Source organism: Ramlibacter monticola, from assembly GCF_016722785.1.
In the GTDB taxonomy this organism is placed as follows: Bacteria; Pseudomonadota; Gammaproteobacteria; order Burkholderiales; family Burkholderiaceae_C; genus Ramlibacter; species Ramlibacter monticola.
Genome location: NZ_JAEQNE010000011.1, coordinates 125,685 through 139,870, shown reverse-complemented (window position 1 = coordinate 139,870; position 14,186 = coordinate 125,685). Strand labels below are relative to the sequence as shown.

The window sequence follows — 14,186 nt, the reverse complement described above, 5'->3', positions numbered from 1 at the left end:
CAACACCGGCGGTCGACCAGGCGAGCGCAGGTTCGCGCGTAGTGACCGATTCGACTTCCGCTTCTTCGCTTTCATCAACACCTCCAATCAGGACGTGTTGCTACGACGAGTTGAATTCACCCAGTACTGCTCGAGGGAGTACCAGCGCCTCCATGCGCGGCACGGCATCGCCTGCTCGATGACCGACGGCTATGACTGCTACCAAAACGCCATGGCCGAGAGAGTCAACGGCATCTTGAAGATGGAATACCTGCTGCACACGCCGGCCGATCTGAAGCAAGCTACCCGAATGGTCAGCGAGTCGGTGCGCTTGTACAACCAGGCCAGACCACACCTGTCCCTAGAATACAAAACGCCCGATGCAACCCACCGGGAGTCCCTGGCTGCCCAAAGGCAGCCGGCAACTAGGCCTGAACAGGTGTCAACCTAGGGCAGGACGGGTCACTGTCCGGCTCAGCGACATAAAGGAGGAGGCGCGGGCGCGGCCATCGTGCGGGCCGGGGCTCTCATCCGCGCCGGGGGACAGTCGCTGAGACGGACAGCCCCGGTCTGATCCGGCAAGAAGGCCACAGCGTCGAACGGCTTCGTAGAGAGCTCGCACTGAAGACGCACAGCTTCCAACACGCAGGATCGCCCACGGCGCAGGGATGACGGCTTCAGGCCCCGTATCATCCGCCCCGCATGGAACTGATCCTCACCGTCGCCCTCGGCGCCGCCATCGCGGGGTTCGTGCAGGGGCTTTCCGGATTCGGCTTCGGGCTCACCGCCATGGCGCTGTGGGCCTGGACACTGGAGCCGCGGCTCGCGGCGGCGCTCTCGGTGTTCGGCGCCCTCGTCGGCCAGCTGCTCGCCGCGTTCACGGTGCGGCGCGGCTGGGACTTCAAGACCCTGCTGCCCTTCCTCGCGGGCGGGCTCGCCGGACTTCCGCTGGGCCTGTACCTGCTGCCCCGCCTCGACGTGCCCCTGTTCAAGGCCGTGCTCGGGGCGATGATGGTGATCGTCTGCCCGTTGATGTTCTTCGCCTCGCGCCTGCCGCGCGTCGACGGCGGCCGCACCGGCGATGCCCTCGCCGGCGCGGCCGGCGGCGTGATGGGCGGCCTCGGCGGCTTCACCGGCGTGGTGCCCACGTTGTGGTGCACCGTGCGCGGCTTCGACAAGGACCGCCAGCGCTCCATCATCCAGAACTTCAACCTGGCGATGCAGGTGGTGACCTTCGCCAGCTACCTCGCCACCGGCATCCTGGAGCCGCGCATGCTACCGCTGCTGGCTGTGGTCGCGCCGGCCGTCCTGGTCCCGGTCCTGCTGGGCGCGCGCGTCTACATCGGGATCAGCGACCTCACCTTCCGCAAGGTCGTGCTGGGCCTGCTCACGGCCAGCGGCGTGGCCCTGCTCGCCGCTTCCGTGCCCGTGCTGCTCTCCCGCTGAAGCGGCCCTTGAAAGTGCGTCCGCCCGGCCCTAATTCGGGATCGGCCGACGTGCCAGAAAGGAGAGAGCACATGAGTCCCCTGTTCCGATCGACCGCGGACTTCTTCGCGGAGCTCAACCGGATGCAATCCATGCTCGACCGGGTCTTTCCCGGGCCGGGCGCCAGCATCCGTTCCCAGGCCGATGCCGCATTTCCGGTGCTGAACGTCGGCACCTCGCCGGCGTCCATCGAGGTCCAGGCACTGGCGCCCGGGCTGGATCCGTCGCAGCTGGATATCACCGTGGACCGCGGCCTGCTGGTGATCGCGGGTGAGCGCAAGAGCCAGCTGCCGCCAGCCGACGAACGCGTCAACGTCTATGCCAACGAGCGCTTCGCCGGCCGGTTCCGCCGCGTCGTGAGCCTGCCCGAAGATGCCGACCCCGCCCGCGTGGAGGCGAGCTACCGCGATGGCGTGCTGCGCGTGAGCGTGGCCAAGCGCGAGTCCTCGCTGCCCCGCCGCATCGAAGTGAACTGAAGGGAGATCGCCATGACGAACGCTGTCCAGACTGCTTCCGCCCAGGGGCGCGCGGCTGCCAACGCCGGTGCGGCCAATGCGCCCCAGGCTTTCGTCGTGCCGCCGGTGGACGTCTTCGAAAACGAAAACGCGATCACCCTGCTGGCCGACCTTCCCGGCGTGCCCCGGGACCAACTGAACCTGCGGGTCGACGGCGACACCCTGGTGATCGAGGCGACCGCCACCGCGGCCAGCACGCCGGCCGGCATGGAGCTGGTGTACGGGGAGCTGCAGTGCCCCTCCTACAGGCGCCAGTTCACGTTGAGCCGCGAACTCGATGCCTCCCGCATCGATGCGCAACTGCGTGACGGCGTGCTGCGCCTGACGATCCCGAAGGCCGAGGAAGCGCGCCCGCGGCGCATCCAGGTGCAGGCCGGCTGAATCGCGTGTTACCCGCCGCAACCCTCGCGGCGGGCCATCGGTGCACAATGGGCCGAAGGCGGCGGCCCCTCCGCCGCACGGTGAGGAGACCGTCGTTGGCCCTGAAGGCATTTCTGGTCGAAGACCAGCCGTCCATCCGCGAGGGCCTGGCCGAAGCGTTGTCCGAGATCGCCGGCATCGAATGCGCCGGCTGGGCCGCCGACGAGACGTCCGCCCTCGCGTGGCTGCGCGATCCCGGCAACCAGTGGGACGTCGCGATCGTCGATCTCGTGCTGCAGCCCCGTGGCGGCAGCGGCTACGGCGTCTTGCAGGCCTTGCGGGACCGGTTGCCGACGCGGCAGATGGTCGTCCTCACCGGCACCGCCAACCCGCAGGTGCGCAAGCGCTGCGAGGAGATGGGCGCCGACGGCGTGTTCGACAAGGCGATGGAGACCGACGCGATGCTCGATTACCTGTCGGCGCTCTCGCGCGCCGCCGGCGGGCACTAGGCTTCCGTCGTCGCCGAGCCCTCGGGCTGCTGCGCCAGCTGCCGCAGCGCCTGCTCGAACAGCTCCGGCGGCTGGCCGCCCTGGATCAGGTGCCGATTGTTGACGATCACCGAGGGAACGGCCTGGATGCCCAGGCCCTGGAAGTGCTGTTCGGCGTCGCGCACGTCCTGCGCGTAGCGCCCGCTGGCGAGCACTTCCTGCGCCGCGGCCCGATCCAGCCCCACCGAGGCGGCGACCTCCGCCAGCACCTCGGGATCGGAGGGGTTGCGGCCTTCGCCGTGGTAGGCCCGCAGCAGCGCCATCTTCAGGTCGCGCTGCTGCTTCGGCCCCTGCTCGCCGGCCCAGTGCAGCAGGCGGTGCGCATCGAAGGTGTTCCAGATGCGCCCGCGGCCCTCCTTGCGGAACTCGAAGCCGACGGCGGCGCCGCGCTGCGCGATGCCGGCGCGGGCCTGGGCCTGCTGTTCGGGCGTGGAGCCGTACTTCTGCGTGAGGTGCTCGGTGACGTCCTGCCCCTCCGGCCCCATCTGCGGATTGAGCTCGAAGGGCTGGAAGCGGATGTCGACCGGCACCTCGCCGACTATCCTTTCCAGCGCGCGTTCGAGCGAGGCGAGGCCGACGGCGCACCAGGGGCAGGCGACGTCGGAGACGAAGTCGATGTGGAGGGCTTGGGTCATGGACGCATTTTCGTCATTCCCGCGGGAATCCGTCAGCTGCCCACCGTCCCCGTGACCGGCAGCACGATCCCGGTGATGTAGCTCGCGCAGGCCGGCGCCGCCAGGAACACATAGGCGGGCGACAGCTCCTCGGGCTGGGCCGGGCGCTTGAACTCGGTCTGCTTGCCGAACTCGACGATCTCCCTGGCGCTCTGGTCGGCCGGGTTGAGCGGCGTCCACACCGGGCCGGGCGCCACCGCGTTCACGCGGATGCCCTTCTCGATCAGGCTCGAGGCCAGCGACATCGTGAACGCGTGGATCGCGCCCTTGGTCGCCGAGTAGTCCAGCAGCTTCTTGCTGCCCTTGAGGCCCACCACCGAACCCGTGTTGATGATCGAGGCGCCCTGCTTCATGTGCGGCACAGCGGCCCGTGCCATGTAGAAGTAGCCGTAGATGTTGGTCTTGAAGGTCTCGTCCAGGCGCTCGTCGGTGATGTCCTGCAGGTCGTGCGCGTGTTCCTGGAAGGCGGCGTTGTTCACGAGGATGTCGAGCTTGCCGAACTCCTTGACGGTTTTCTCCACCGACTGCTGGCAGAACTTCGCGTCCTTCACGTCGCCGGGAATCAGCAGGCAGCGGCGGCCTTCCTTCTCCACGCAACGCTTCGTTTCCTCGGCGTCCTCGTGGGAAGCGAGATACACGATCGCGACGTCGGCGCCTTCGCGCGCGAACAGCACGGCGACGGCGCGGCCGATGCCCGAGTCCCCGCCGGTGACCAGGGCGGCCATGCCTTCGAGCTTGCCGCTGCCCCGGTACTTCGGCGCCATGAACTGCGGCTTGAGCTGCATGTCCGCTTCCTGCCCCGGCTTCTGCAGGTGCTGGGCGGGCAGGTCCTCGGGGTATTTCTGGCTGCTGGTCCGGGGCGCGCCCTTGTCCTTGCCGCCGCCGGAGCCGCTCTCGTTCGGCTCCTTGCGGTCCTGTTCGCGCTGCAGTTCCCGCTGCTTCTCCGCGGTCGCTTCCGTGCCGGGGCTGCGCGCGCTGTCCTTCGCCTTGGGTTTCTTGTCCATGGAGGCCTCCTGTGCCAAACCTCCATGGTGCGGCGCGCCACGCCGCCCGGGCCGCGGAATGGGGCGAAGCGCGTTGTGGGAGCGGGACTACACGTGTCCCAGCACCGGATGCGGCTGGTACGGCGCCTCGAGCTGCCGGACTTCCTCGGCGGACAGGCTCACCTCCAGCGCCGCCACGGCCTCGTCCAGCTGCCAGGTCTTGCTGGACCCGACGATGGGCGCGGACACGCCCTTGTGCAGCAGCCAGGCATAGGCGAGCGTCGCGTTGGCCAGCCCCTTCTGCCGGGCCAGCGTGGCCAGCCCTTCGACGACCTGGAAATCGCTGTCGCGGTAGTAGTAGTTCTGCGCGATGTCGTCGGTCTACGCCCGCGCCGTCGCGCCGGCTTCCTTGTCGTCGCGCTTGCGGTTGCCGGCCAGGAAGCCGCGTGCCAGGGGACTCCAGGGGATCAGCCCCACGCCCTGGTCGCGGCAGAGCGGAATCATCTCGCGCTCCTCCTCGCGGTAGGCCAGGTTGTAGTGGTTCTGCATGCTCACGAAGGCCGTCCAGCCGCGTTCCTTCGCGATCTGCTGCATCTTCGCGAACTGCCACGCGTACATGCTGCTCGCGCCGATGTAGCGCGCCTTGCCGGCCTTCACCACCTCGTGCAGCGCCTCCATGGTCTCTTCCATGGGGGTGTGGTAGTCGAAGCGGTGGATCTGGTAGAGGTCGATGTAGTCGGTGCCGAGGCGCTGGAGGCTGCCGTCGACGGCGTGCAGGATCCTCTTGCGCGACAGGCCGTCCATGTTGGGCCGCCTGGGCGGCGGCTTGGCGCCGGCGGCGGCACCGCCCTTGAATTCCAGCGAGACGGGATAGAAAACCTTGGTGGCGATGACCACCTCCTCGCGGCGGCAGAACTCGCGCACGAAGCGGCCCGTGAGCACCTCGCTCTCGCCACCCGAATACAGGTCGGCGGTGTCGAAGAAGTTGATGCCCAGTTCCACCGCGTGCCGGACGACCGGACGCGAGGCCTCCTCGTCGAGGATCCACGGCCGCCATTGCGGCGTGCCGTAGGTCATCATGCCCAGGCAGACGCGCGAAACCTGCAGGCCCGTGCGGCCCAGTCGCGCGTACTGCATCAAACGGCGTGGATGTTCTTCTGGCGCAGGTAGCGTTCCACTTCCTCGGCCTGGTGCCCCGCATGGTGCACCGCGTCGCGCAGCTGGTCCATGCTGACGTCGAACACCCGGCACCAGAACTGCACGTCGGTCTGGCGGGTGAGGTCGATGCGGTTGCGCTCGCCCGGATGGGCACTCACATTGTCCATGGAGAACTCCTTTCGCCAGCAGCCATGATGCAGCGAAAAGGCCGCGCTGTGTCGGTGGCCATTCCCTCAACCTCACTGCTCGCGCGGTGGACGGTCCGGGTACCGCAGCCGCGGTACCGCATACGCCTGGCGCTCGAAGTGGTTTTCCCGGTAGGGGTTGCGGCCCCGCAGCAGTTGCACGAGGCTGGACAGCAGGTAGGCCGGCACGAACAGCGGACCCCAGCGCTCGTATTGCCGCACGTGGACGTGCTCATGGGGGCGCAGCTGGGCCAATGCCGAGCCGTCCACGGCCAGGATGACGTGGCCCAGCGTCATGGCCGAGAAGCCCAGCAGCGGCGGCAGCCGGGCCACGGCCGCGCCCGCGTGGCCGCCGTAGAACTCGAGCACGCCATGGCGGACGCGCCAGCGGGCCCCGAAGAGCACGCCGATTCCGCCGAGCACCACCCCGAGCAGGGTGTAGGGCAAGGCCCAGAGGTAGCCCAGGAGACGCGGTAGCGCGACCATTGCATGCATTCTGGACCGGCCGCGCCTTTCCTGCAGGCGGGGCACGGCTTGTCCGCCCGTCAGACGAGGACGGCGTCGCGTCCTTGCAGCACCTGCACCCGCCAGGCGCAGCCGGCGGCCAGCAGGCCCAGCAGCGCGGCCGCCGCGAACAGGGGCTGGAAGCCCCAGCGCGCGGCAATCGCGCCGCCGGCGAGCACGCCGATCACGCCGCCGATGCCGTAGCCGATCACCGTGAACAGCGCCTGGCCCCGCGCCCGCAGGCGTCCCGGGAAGTGCTTGGTCACCAGGGCGATGCAGGCCGTGTGGTGGGTGGCGAAGCTCAGCGCATGCAGCATCTGGGCGACGAACAGCGCCGCGATCCAGCCGCCGAGCCCGGCCGTGATGGCCATGCGCAGGGAGGTCGCCAGCGCGCACAGCAGCAGCCACTGCTCCATCGGAAAGCGCACGATCAGCCGGCCCTGCGCGTAGAACCAGGCGATCTCGACGATCACCGACACCGCCCACAGCAGCCCGATGGTGGTCTTGCTGTAACCCAGCGCATCGAGGTACAGCGAGAGGAAGCCGTAGATGGCGAAGTGCGCCATCACATGGAACAGCAACGAGGCGAAGAACCAGCGCACCACCGGCCGGCGCAGCGCAGCGCCTATCGGCTCGGGTGCCGCGCGCGTTTCATGCGCCGCCTCCCGGGCGTCGGGCAGGCACCAGGTGCACAGCAGCACGCAGGCGAGCGTGACGAGCGTCCAGCCGGGGAAACTGCCCATGCCGAAGCGCTCGAACCAGGCGCCGGCGACGAACACGGTCACCATGAAGCCCATCGAGCCCCACAGCCGCACCTTGCCGTAGCGCCCCCAGTCGCCCGCGACGAGGTGCGCCATCGCCGCTTCCGTGAGGCCCATCATGGAACTGGTGTGGGTGAAGAGCAGCAGCAGCACCAGGCCGATCCACCAGGCGCCGCCCGGCCACCACAGCCCCAGCGAGGCGACCAGCGCGATGGTGGCGCTCAGGCGCAGCAGCTTCACGCGCTCGCCCGTGCGGTCGCTCAGCGCGCCCCAGGCGTAGGGCGCGAACACGCGCGTGAGCGACTGCACCGAGGCCAGCAGGCTGATCACGGTGATCGGCAGCCCCTGCGCCTTCAGCCACAGCGGCAGGTAGGGGTTGAAGAAGCCGATGTGGGCGAAGTAGCTCGCCGACAAGGCGGCGAAGGGCACCAGCTGGCGGTACCCAGCTGGCTGCGGGCCACTGGCCATCTCAGGTGGCGGAGGCGGCGAGGGGGGTGAGCGGCGGCAGCACGTCGGCGCACTGGGCGCGGTGGCGCAGCACGGCGTCCATCACCACCAGCGCCAGCATCGCCTCGGCGATGGGCGTGGCGCGGATGCCCACGCAGGGATCGTGGCGGCCCTTGGTGATCACCTGGGTCGGCGCGCCGTTCAGGTCGATGGTCTCGCGCGGCACCAGGATCGAACTGGTGGGCTTGATCGCGATGGAAACTTCCAGGTCCTGCCCGGTGCTGATGCCGCCCAGCACGCCGCCGGCGTTGTTGGTGGCGAAGCCGGTCGGCGTGAGCGAGTCGCCGTGGGTGGAGCCGCGCTGGCTCACGCAGCCGAAGCCGGCGCCGATCTCCACGCCCTTGACCGCGTTGATGCCCATCATGGCGTAGGCGATCTCGGCATCCAGCTTGTCGAACAGCGGCTGGCCCAGGCCCACCGGCATGTTGATCGCGGTGACGCGCAGGCGGGCGCCGCAGGAATCGCCGGACTTGCGCAGTTCGTCCATGTACGCCTCGAGCTTGGAGACGTCGGCGAGCGGCGCGAAGAACGGGTTGTTCGGCACGTGCTCCCAGCCCTCGAAGGGGATCTCGACGTCGCCGATCTGCTGCATGCAGCCGCGGAACTCGATGCCGTATTTCTGCAGCAGCCACTTCTTGGCCACCGCGCCGGCGGCCACCATGGGCGCGGTCAGGCGCGCCGAGGCGCGGCCGCCGCCGCGCGGATCGCGCAGGCCGTACTTCTCCAGGTAGGTGTAGTCGGCGTGGCCGGGGCGGAACTTCGCCGCGACCTCGCTGTAGTCCTTGCTGCGCTGGTCGGTGTTGCGGATCAGGAGGCACACGGGCGTGCCGGTGGTCTTTCCTTCGTACACGCCCGAGAGGATCTCCACCTTGTCCTCTTCCTGCCGCTGCGTCACGTAGCGGCTGGTGCCGGGGCGGCGGCGGTCCACGTCCGGCTGCAGGTCCGCCACGGACAGCTCCATGCCGGGAGGGCAGCCGTCGATGACGCAGCCGATCGCCGGTCCGTGCGATTCGCCGAAGTTGGTGACCGCGAAGGCCTTGCCGAAGGTGTTGCCGCTCATGCCCCGATTATCGGGGATGGCTCCGGGCCGGGCGGCAGGGCCAGTTCGGCGAGGCGCAGCGCCCCTTCGTAGCTGCGGGCCACCGCGATGAACAGGTTGCGGTGGCAGAAGGCGGCGTCGGGCACGCCGGTGGCGGCGGCCAGTTCCTCGTCGCGCAGCCCCGCCCAGGCGGCCGGCAGGTCCATCCGGGCTCGGAAGGACCCAAGGCGGGCCGGGACCGTGCGAACCTGGTGGCGACCGGGCTGCGCGTCCGGATAGAGCACCAGCAGCACCTCGGGCATCTCCTCCACCACCACGCGGGTCCAGGGCATGCCGCCCTCGGGCAGGTACAGCAGCCGGCCGCCGAACAGGCGCTGGCCGGCGCGCACGTGGTCGGCGGCCAGCAGCTGGCCGATCTTGCGGCGCAGGAAGGCGTCGAGCACGCGCCGAACCAGGGCCATGGCCTCGCGGAAGCGCTCCACCTGCAGCTGCGCATGGGCCTCGGCGGACAGGCCGCGCTCCTCCATCCAGTCGGTGTTCAGCAGGGACAGCAGTTCCGACAGTCCGAAGATGCCCGGCGCGACCGCATCCTGGCCGTTGTCGACCAGGTCGAGGTAGCGCACCAGCGAGGTGTCGACGTCGCGGGCGATGGCGGCCAGGGTGGCGTCGTCGACCGGCTGGCCCATGCGCTCGGCGACCAGGCGCACGTAGGCCGGGCCGAACTCGCGCCAGACCAGGCCGGCGCTGGCATAAGGCTCGGCGCGCACCGGCCGGCCTTCCGCGTCGGCGCGCACGCGGGCGCCGTCGAACTCGCGCTGGTGGTGGTCGAAGCGGCCCCGGCCGGGGTCCCACTCGCCGCCGACGTCGACGGCGAAGTCGGCCCGGGCGATCTCGTCGGGATCGCGCGTGCGCAGCAGGACGTGGTCAGGGAAAAGGCCGGCGAGCACGGCGACGGCGAAGGCGTCGTCCGCGTGGTGGCTGCCGTCGTGGGTGGCGATGCGCTTGGTCACGGACCCAGCTTACGCGCCCCGGAGCCCCCGGGGCGCGGACGAACCTTACAGCTGCGCCGTCGGCTGCGAATCTTCCGAGGAGGGCCAGTCGCGGATGTAGGCCTTCAGCATCCGGTTCTCGAAGTTCTGGCTGTCCACCACGGCCTTGGCGACGTCGTAGAAGCTGATCACGCCCATGAGCATGCGCTGGTCCATCACCGGCATGTAGCGCGCGTGCCGCTCCAGCATCATGCGGCGCACTTCGTCCAGCTCGGTTTCGAGCGTGCAGGTCAGCGGGTGGTCGTCCATCGCCGTGCGCACGAGGGTGGTTCCCACGCTGTGCTTGTTGGCGACGATGCACTGGATCACCTCGCGGAAGGTGAGCATCCCGACCAGGTCGCCGTGGTGCATCACCACCAATGAGCCGATGTCCTTTTCGGCCATGATGTCGATCGCGCGGGACAGCGGCTCGTCCGGGGAGACGGTGTAGAGCGTGTTGCCCTTGACGCGCAGGATGTCGCTGACTTTCATGGCTTGCCTCCTAGGGTGCGGGACCACGGGCAGACCATGGTCGTGTCCGGATGAATATAGCCCACAATCCGGGCCAGTCCAATAAGGAGGGATTGCCCTATGCCCGGCTACGCCGACCCCGGATTCGACACCCTGGCGCTGCACGCCGGTGCCGCGCCCGACCCCGCAACCGGCGCGCGGGCGGTGCCGATCCACCTGAGCACCTCCTTCGTCTTCGAGTCGAGCGACCACGCCGCGGCGCTGTTCAACCTGGAGCGCTCGGGCCATGTCTACTCGCGCATCAGCAATCCCACCAACGCGGTGCTGGAACAGCGCGTGGCCGCCCTGGAAGGCGGGATTGGCGCCATCGCCACCGCCAGCGGACAGGCGGCGCTGCACCTGGCCATCGCCACCCTCATGGGGGCGGGCTCGCACATTGTCGCCAGCACCGCGCTCTACGGTGGATCGCAGAACCTGCTGCACTACACGCTGAGGCGCTTCGGCATTGAGACCACCTTCGTCAAGCCCGGCGACATCGACGGCTGGCGCGCCGCGATCCGGCCCGATACCAAGCTCCTGTTCGGCGAAACGGTCGGCAACCCCGGGCTGGACGTGCTGGACATCCCCACCGTCTCCGCCCTCGCCCACGAGGCCGGACTGCCGCTGCTGGTGGACTCCACGTTCACGACTCCTTACCTGATGAAACCGCTGGACCTGGGCGCGGACCTGGTCTACCACTCGGCGACCAAGTTCCTGTCCGGTCACGGAACGGTCATCGGCGGCGTGGTGGTGGACGGCGGCAGCTTCGACTGGGAGCGCTCCGGCCGCTTCGGCGAGCTCACCGAGCCCTACGAGGGCTTCCACGGCATGGTATTCAGCGAGGAGTCCACCGTCGGTGCCTTCCTGCTGCGCGCGCGCCGCGAAGGCCTGCGGGACTTCGGCGCCAGCATGAGCCCGCACACCGCCTGGCTGATCCTGCAGGGCATCGAGACCCTGCCCCTGCGGATGGACCGGCACATGAGCAACACCCGCAAGGTGGTGGAATTCCTCGCCTCGCACGCCTTCGTCGGCAAGGTCGGCCACCCGATGCTGGAGTCGCACCCCAGCCACGCGCTGGCGCAGAAGCTGCTGCCCAGGGGCGCCGGCTCGGTCTTCAGCTTCGACATGAAGGGCAGCCGCGAGCAGGGCAAGAAGTTCATCGAGACGCTGAAGCTGTTCAGCCACCTCGCCAACGTCGGCGACTGCCGCTCCCTGGTGATCCACCCCGCCAGCACCACGCATTTCCGCATGAGCGACGAGGCGCTGCGGGACGCCGGCATCGGCCCCGCCACCATCCGGCTGTCGATCGGCCTGGAGGACCCGGACGACCTGATCGACGACCTGAAGCGCGCCCTGAAGGCGGCGGAAAAAGCCTGAGGAGGAACGAGCACCATGGAACTGACCGTCAACGGCGCCAGGACCTTCTGCTACACGGGCGGCAAGGCCTTCGACCGCGAAAAGCCCACCGTGGTCTTCCTGCACGGCGTGCTGAACGACCACAGCGTCTGGATCCTGCAGACCCGCTACTTCGCCCACCACGGCTGGAACGTGCTGGCGCCCGACCTGCCCGGGCACTGCAGGAGCGAGGGCGAGCCGCCGAAGAGCGTGGAGGAGGCCGCCCGGTTCGTACTGGCCCTGCTCGATGCCGCCGGCGTGCAGACGGCGGCCCTGGTGGGACACAGCTTCGGCTCGCTGGTCGCGCTGGAAACCGCCGCGCGCGCGCCGGAGCGGGTCACGCATCTCGGGCTGGTGGGCACCGCCTCGCCGATGAAGGTCTCGCCGGCGCTGCTGGAGAACTCGCTGCAGCAGCCGATGAAGGCGATCGACATGGTGAACGTCTTCTCGCACTCCATGATCGCCCCGCCGCCTTCGGCGCTGGGGCCCGGCACCTGGCTGTACGGCGGCTCGCGCGCGCTGATGAAGCGGGTGCTCGCCAGCAACCCCCGGGTCAACGTGTTCCATCGCGGCTTCGTCGCCTGCGACAGCTACACGGGCGGCGAGGCGGCGATGGCGCAGGTGAAGTGCCCGGTGCTGTTCGTGCTGGGCAAGGCCGACGCGATGACGCCGCCGAAAGCCGCCCAGGCGCTGCAGCAGAAGGCGCAGGACGGCCGCACCGTGCTGGTCGACGGCGGCCACCAGATGATGACCGAGGCGCCGGACCAGGTGCTGTTCGCGCTGCGCGACTTCCTGCGCTGAGGCCGTGGAGGCCACGCCCCGCATGCAGCCGGAACGGGCGCGCGAGATCGCCGCGTCCTTCGACCTGCGCGCGCTGCCGCCGGACTTCTACGCCAATCCCTACCCGGTCTACGCGGCGCTGCGCGAGGGCGCGCCGGTGCGCGCCATGCCGGATGGCTCCTGGTTCCTCACCCGCCACGCCGACCTGGTGGCCGTGTACCGCGACGCCCACGTCTTCAGCTCGGACAAGAAGGTGGAATTCACGCCCAAGTACGGCGCCGGCTCGCCCCTGCTGGAGCACCACACCAGCAGCCTCGTCTTCAACGATCCGCCGCTGCACACGCGCGTGCGCAAGCTGATCATGGGCGCGCTGACCCGCCGCGCGATCGCGGAGATGGAGCCCGGGCTCGTGCAGCTGGTGGATCGGTTGCTGGACGCCCTCGAGGCGCGCGGCGGCGGCGACCTGATCGAGGATTTCGCCTCGGCGATCCCGGTCGAGGTCATCGGCAACCTGCTGGGGGTGCCGCATGCCGAGCGCGGGCCGCTGCGCGGGTGGTCGCTCGCGATCCTCGGCGCGCTGGAGCCGAAGCTCACGCGCGAGCAGGAGGACCTGGGCAACCGCAGCGTGCTGGAGTTCCTCGATTACCTGCGGGTGCTGGTGGCCGAACGGCGCCGCCGGCCAGGCGATCCCGAGCACGACGTGCTCACGCGCCTGATCCAGGGCGAGGCGGCGGGGGAGCAGCTCACCGCGACCGAGCTGCTGCAGAACTGCGTGTTCATCCTGAACGCGGGGCACGAAACCACGACCAACCTGATCGGCAACGCGCTGGTGGCGCTGCAGGAATGGCCGGGGGAGAAGGAGCGGCTGCTGCGGGCGATCGGATCGCGGCCCGACTGGGACGCGCTGGAGCCGGCGATGACGCTGGCGGTCGACGAGTTCCTGCGCTTCGAGTCGTCCAACCAGCTCGGGAACCGGCGGGCCCTGCAGGCGTGCGAGGTGGGCGGCGTGGCGTTGCCGTCCGGCGCGCTGGTGACGCTGTGCATCGGGGCGGCCAATCGCGACCCGGCGCAGTTCGCCGATCCGGATCGGCTGGACCTCGGCCGCGCGGACAACCGGCATCTCGCCTTCGGGTTCGGGATCCACCAGTGCGCGGGGCTGAGCCTGGCGCGGCTGGAGGGGCTGATCGCGATCGGGCGTTTTCTCGCGCGGTTTCCGCGGTATCGGCTGACTGCGCTGCCGACGCGCGGCGGAAGGGCGCGGTTTCGCGGATTTCTGAAGGCGCCGTTCGCGGTGGTCTGAGGGGGTCGGGGGCATTCGAGGTCCGTTGCTCCCGGGGCCGGACCAGGATGGGACAGTCCGCCTCTGCGACTGTCCCCCGGCGCGGGTGAGAGCCCCGCCCCGGCCGAGGGCCGCGCCCGCGCCTCCTCCTTTATGTCGCCGAGTCGGACTGTCCCATCCTGGTCCTGGGCTGCGCCATCGGAAAGCGCGCGTCCTCCGCGGAGTTCGTAGCGGGCGTTCGACGATCTCGATCGAAGCCGCTGCGCTCGCACCCGTACGCCGCAGGATCAGACCGGGACTGTTCGGCTCAGCGACATAAAGGAGGAGGCGCGGGCGCGGCGTCCACCCGGGGCGCGGCTCTCATCCGCGCCGGGGGACAGTCGCTGAGACGAACAGTCCCGGTCTGATCCGGCAAGAAGGCAACAAACTCTCGCACAGGAGAACCTCAGAGCACGTCCTTCAGGTAGATCGTGGACAACCTGCCCGTGTGCCACAG

16 protein-coding genes and 1 pseudogene are annotated in these 14,186 nt (G+C 69.5%); 8 read left to right on the top strand and 9 right to left on the bottom strand.

The features are described 5' to 3' along the window. From JJ685_RS28345 to JJ685_RS28325, 5 genes are all read left to right on the top strand, one after another. The coding region (locus JJ685_RS28345) for an integrase core domain-containing protein (protein WP_236599352.1) at positions 1-430 on the top strand (430 nt) is incomplete at its 5' end. 251 nt (positions 431-681) lie between these two features. Further along, positions 682-1,425, top strand: coding sequence for a sulfite exporter TauE/SafE family protein (locus tag JJ685_RS28340; RefSeq protein WP_201677744.1), 744 nt, complete (start codon positions 682-684; stop codon positions 1,423-1,425). A gap of 71 nt (positions 1,426-1,496) precedes the next feature. After that, on the top strand, positions 1,497-1,940 hold the full coding sequence (locus tag JJ685_RS28335) for an Hsp20/alpha crystallin family protein (protein WP_201677743.1): 444 nt from the start codon (positions 1,497-1,499) through the stop codon (positions 1,938-1,940). Between the two features lie 12 nt (positions 1,941-1,952). Beyond that, complete coding sequence (locus JJ685_RS28330; protein ID WP_201677742.1) at positions 1,953-2,360, top strand: Hsp20/alpha crystallin family protein; 408 nt, start codon at positions 1,953-1,955, stop codon at positions 2,358-2,360. Positions 2,361-2,455: 95 nt separating this feature from the next. Next, positions 2,456-2,848, top strand: a complete 393-nt coding sequence (locus JJ685_RS28325) for a response regulator transcription factor (RefSeq protein WP_201677741.1) — start codon at positions 2,456-2,458, stop codon at positions 2,846-2,848. Here JJ685_RS28325 and JJ685_RS28320 read toward each other — a convergent pair. From JJ685_RS28320 to JJ685_RS28280, 9 genes and pseudogenes are all read right to left on the bottom strand, one after another. Continuing rightward, positions 2,845-3,522, bottom strand: a complete 678-nt coding sequence (locus JJ685_RS28320; protein WP_201677740.1) for a DsbA family oxidoreductase — start codon at positions 3,520-3,522, stop codon at positions 2,845-2,847. The two genes, JJ685_RS28325 and JJ685_RS28320, sit on opposite strands and share 4 nt — an antisense overlap. Before the next feature lie 32 nt (positions 3,523-3,554). After that, entirely contained in the window at positions 3,555-4,565 is a 1,011-nt protein-coding gene (locus JJ685_RS28315; RefSeq protein WP_201677739.1) for an SDR family oxidoreductase, read from the bottom strand. An 87-nt stretch (positions 4,566-4,652) separates the two neighbouring features. Beyond that, a pseudogene (locus tag JJ685_RS28310) lies at positions 4,653-5,681 on the bottom strand (aldo/keto reductase). After that, the gene (locus JJ685_RS28305) at positions 5,681-5,869 is read right to left on the bottom strand and encodes a DUF3606 domain-containing protein (protein ID WP_201677738.1); all 189 of its coding nucleotides are present in this window, start codon (positions 5,867-5,869) and stop codon (positions 5,681-5,683) included. The pseudogene JJ685_RS28310 and the gene JJ685_RS28305 overlap by 1 nt, the downstream one beginning before the upstream one ends. A 72-nt stretch (positions 5,870-5,941) precedes the next feature. Further along, a complete protein-coding gene (locus tag JJ685_RS28300) occupies positions 5,942-6,373 on the bottom strand; it encodes a signal peptide prediction (RefSeq protein ID WP_236599351.1) in 432 nt (143 codons plus the stop codon). Between the two features lie 59 nt (positions 6,374-6,432). Beyond that, positions 6,433-7,620 (bottom strand): MFS transporter, encoded by a 1,188-nt coding sequence (locus JJ685_RS28295; protein ID WP_201677736.1) that lies wholly within the window; start codon positions 7,618-7,620, stop codon positions 6,433-6,435. A 1-nt stretch (position 7,621) separates the two neighbouring features. Next, positions 7,622-8,719 carry a chorismate synthase gene (aroC, locus tag JJ685_RS28290; protein ID WP_201677735.1) on the bottom strand — a complete coding sequence of 366 codons (1,098 nt, stop codon included), beginning with the start codon at positions 8,717-8,719 and terminating at the stop codon, positions 7,622-7,624. Next, positions 8,716-9,708, bottom strand: a complete 993-nt coding sequence (locus JJ685_RS28285) for an MYG1 family protein (RefSeq protein ID WP_330901865.1) — start codon at positions 9,706-9,708, stop codon at positions 8,716-8,718. Before JJ685_RS28285 ends, aroC begins: the two co-directional genes overlap by 4 nt. Positions 9,709-9,753: 45 nt before the next feature. Beyond that, the gene (locus tag JJ685_RS28280; RefSeq protein ID WP_201677734.1) at positions 9,754-10,218 is read right to left on the bottom strand and encodes a CBS domain-containing protein; all 465 of its coding nucleotides are present in this window, start codon (positions 10,216-10,218) and stop codon (positions 9,754-9,756) included. Between the two features lie 99 nt (positions 10,219-10,317). Here JJ685_RS28280 and JJ685_RS28275 point away from each other — a divergent pair, with 99 nt between their 5' ends. From JJ685_RS28275 to JJ685_RS28265, 3 genes are read left to right on the top strand one after another with little or no spacing between them, the layout of a single operon-like run. Further along, on the top strand, positions 10,318-11,613 hold the full coding sequence (locus JJ685_RS28275) for an O-acetylhomoserine aminocarboxypropyltransferase (RefSeq protein WP_201677733.1): 1,296 nt from the start codon (positions 10,318-10,320) through the stop codon (positions 11,611-11,613). Between the two features lie 15 nt (positions 11,614-11,628). Next, positions 11,629-12,432 carry an alpha/beta fold hydrolase gene (locus tag JJ685_RS28270; protein ID WP_201677732.1) on the top strand — a complete coding sequence of 268 codons (804 nt, stop codon included), beginning with the start codon at positions 11,629-11,631 and terminating at the stop codon, positions 12,430-12,432. Between the two features lie 22 nt (positions 12,433-12,454). Beyond that, entirely contained in the window at positions 12,455-13,711 is a 1,257-nt protein-coding gene (locus JJ685_RS28265) for a cytochrome P450 (RefSeq protein WP_201677731.1), read from the top strand. Positions 13,712-14,186 lie beyond the last annotated feature (475 nt).

Bases quoted from the DNA above. Each gene is read 5' to 3' on its own strand.
- JJ685_RS28320 (WP_201677740.1), bottom strand. From the start codon at position 3,522: ATGACCCAAGCCCTCCACATCGACTTCGTCTCCGACGTCGCCTGCCCC.
- JJ685_RS28300 (WP_236599351.1), bottom strand. From the start codon at position 6,373: ATGGTCGCGCTACCGCGTCTCCTGGGCTACCTCTGGGCCTTGCCCTAC.
- JJ685_RS28275 (WP_201677733.1), top strand. From the start codon at position 10,318: ATGCCCGGCTACGCCGACCCCGGATTCGACACCCTGGCGCTGCACGCC.
- aroC (WP_201677735.1), bottom strand. From the start codon at position 8,719: ATGAGCGGCAACACCTTCGGCAAGGCCTTCGCGGTCACCAACTTCGGC.
- JJ685_RS28340 (WP_201677744.1), top strand. From the start codon at position 682: ATGGAACTGATCCTCACCGTCGCCCTCGGCGCCGCCATCGCGGGGTTC.
- JJ685_RS28265 (WP_201677731.1), top strand. From the start codon at position 12,455: ATGCAGCCGGAACGGGCGCGCGAGATCGCCGCGTCCTTCGACCTGCGC.
- JJ685_RS28295 (WP_201677736.1), bottom strand. From the start codon at position 7,620: ATGGCCAGTGGCCCGCAGCCAGCTGGGTACCGCCAGCTGGTGCCCTTC.
- JJ685_RS28335 (WP_201677743.1), top strand. From the start codon at position 1,497: ATGAGTCCCCTGTTCCGATCGACCGCGGACTTCTTCGCGGAGCTCAAC.
- JJ685_RS28315 (WP_201677739.1), bottom strand. From the start codon at position 4,565: ATGGACAAGAAACCCAAGGCGAAGGACAGCGCGCGCAGCCCCGGCACG.
- JJ685_RS28270 (WP_201677732.1), top strand. From the start codon at position 11,629: ATGGAACTGACCGTCAACGGCGCCAGGACCTTCTGCTACACGGGCGGC.
- JJ685_RS28280 (WP_201677734.1), bottom strand. From the start codon at position 10,218: ATGAAAGTCAGCGACATCCTGCGCGTCAAGGGCAACACGCTCTACACC.
- JJ685_RS28330 (WP_201677742.1), top strand. From the start codon at position 1,953: ATGACGAACGCTGTCCAGACTGCTTCCGCCCAGGGGCGCGCGGCTGCC.
- JJ685_RS28305 (WP_201677738.1), bottom strand. From the start codon at position 5,869: ATGGACAATGTGAGTGCCCATCCGGGCGAGCGCAACCGCATCGACCTC.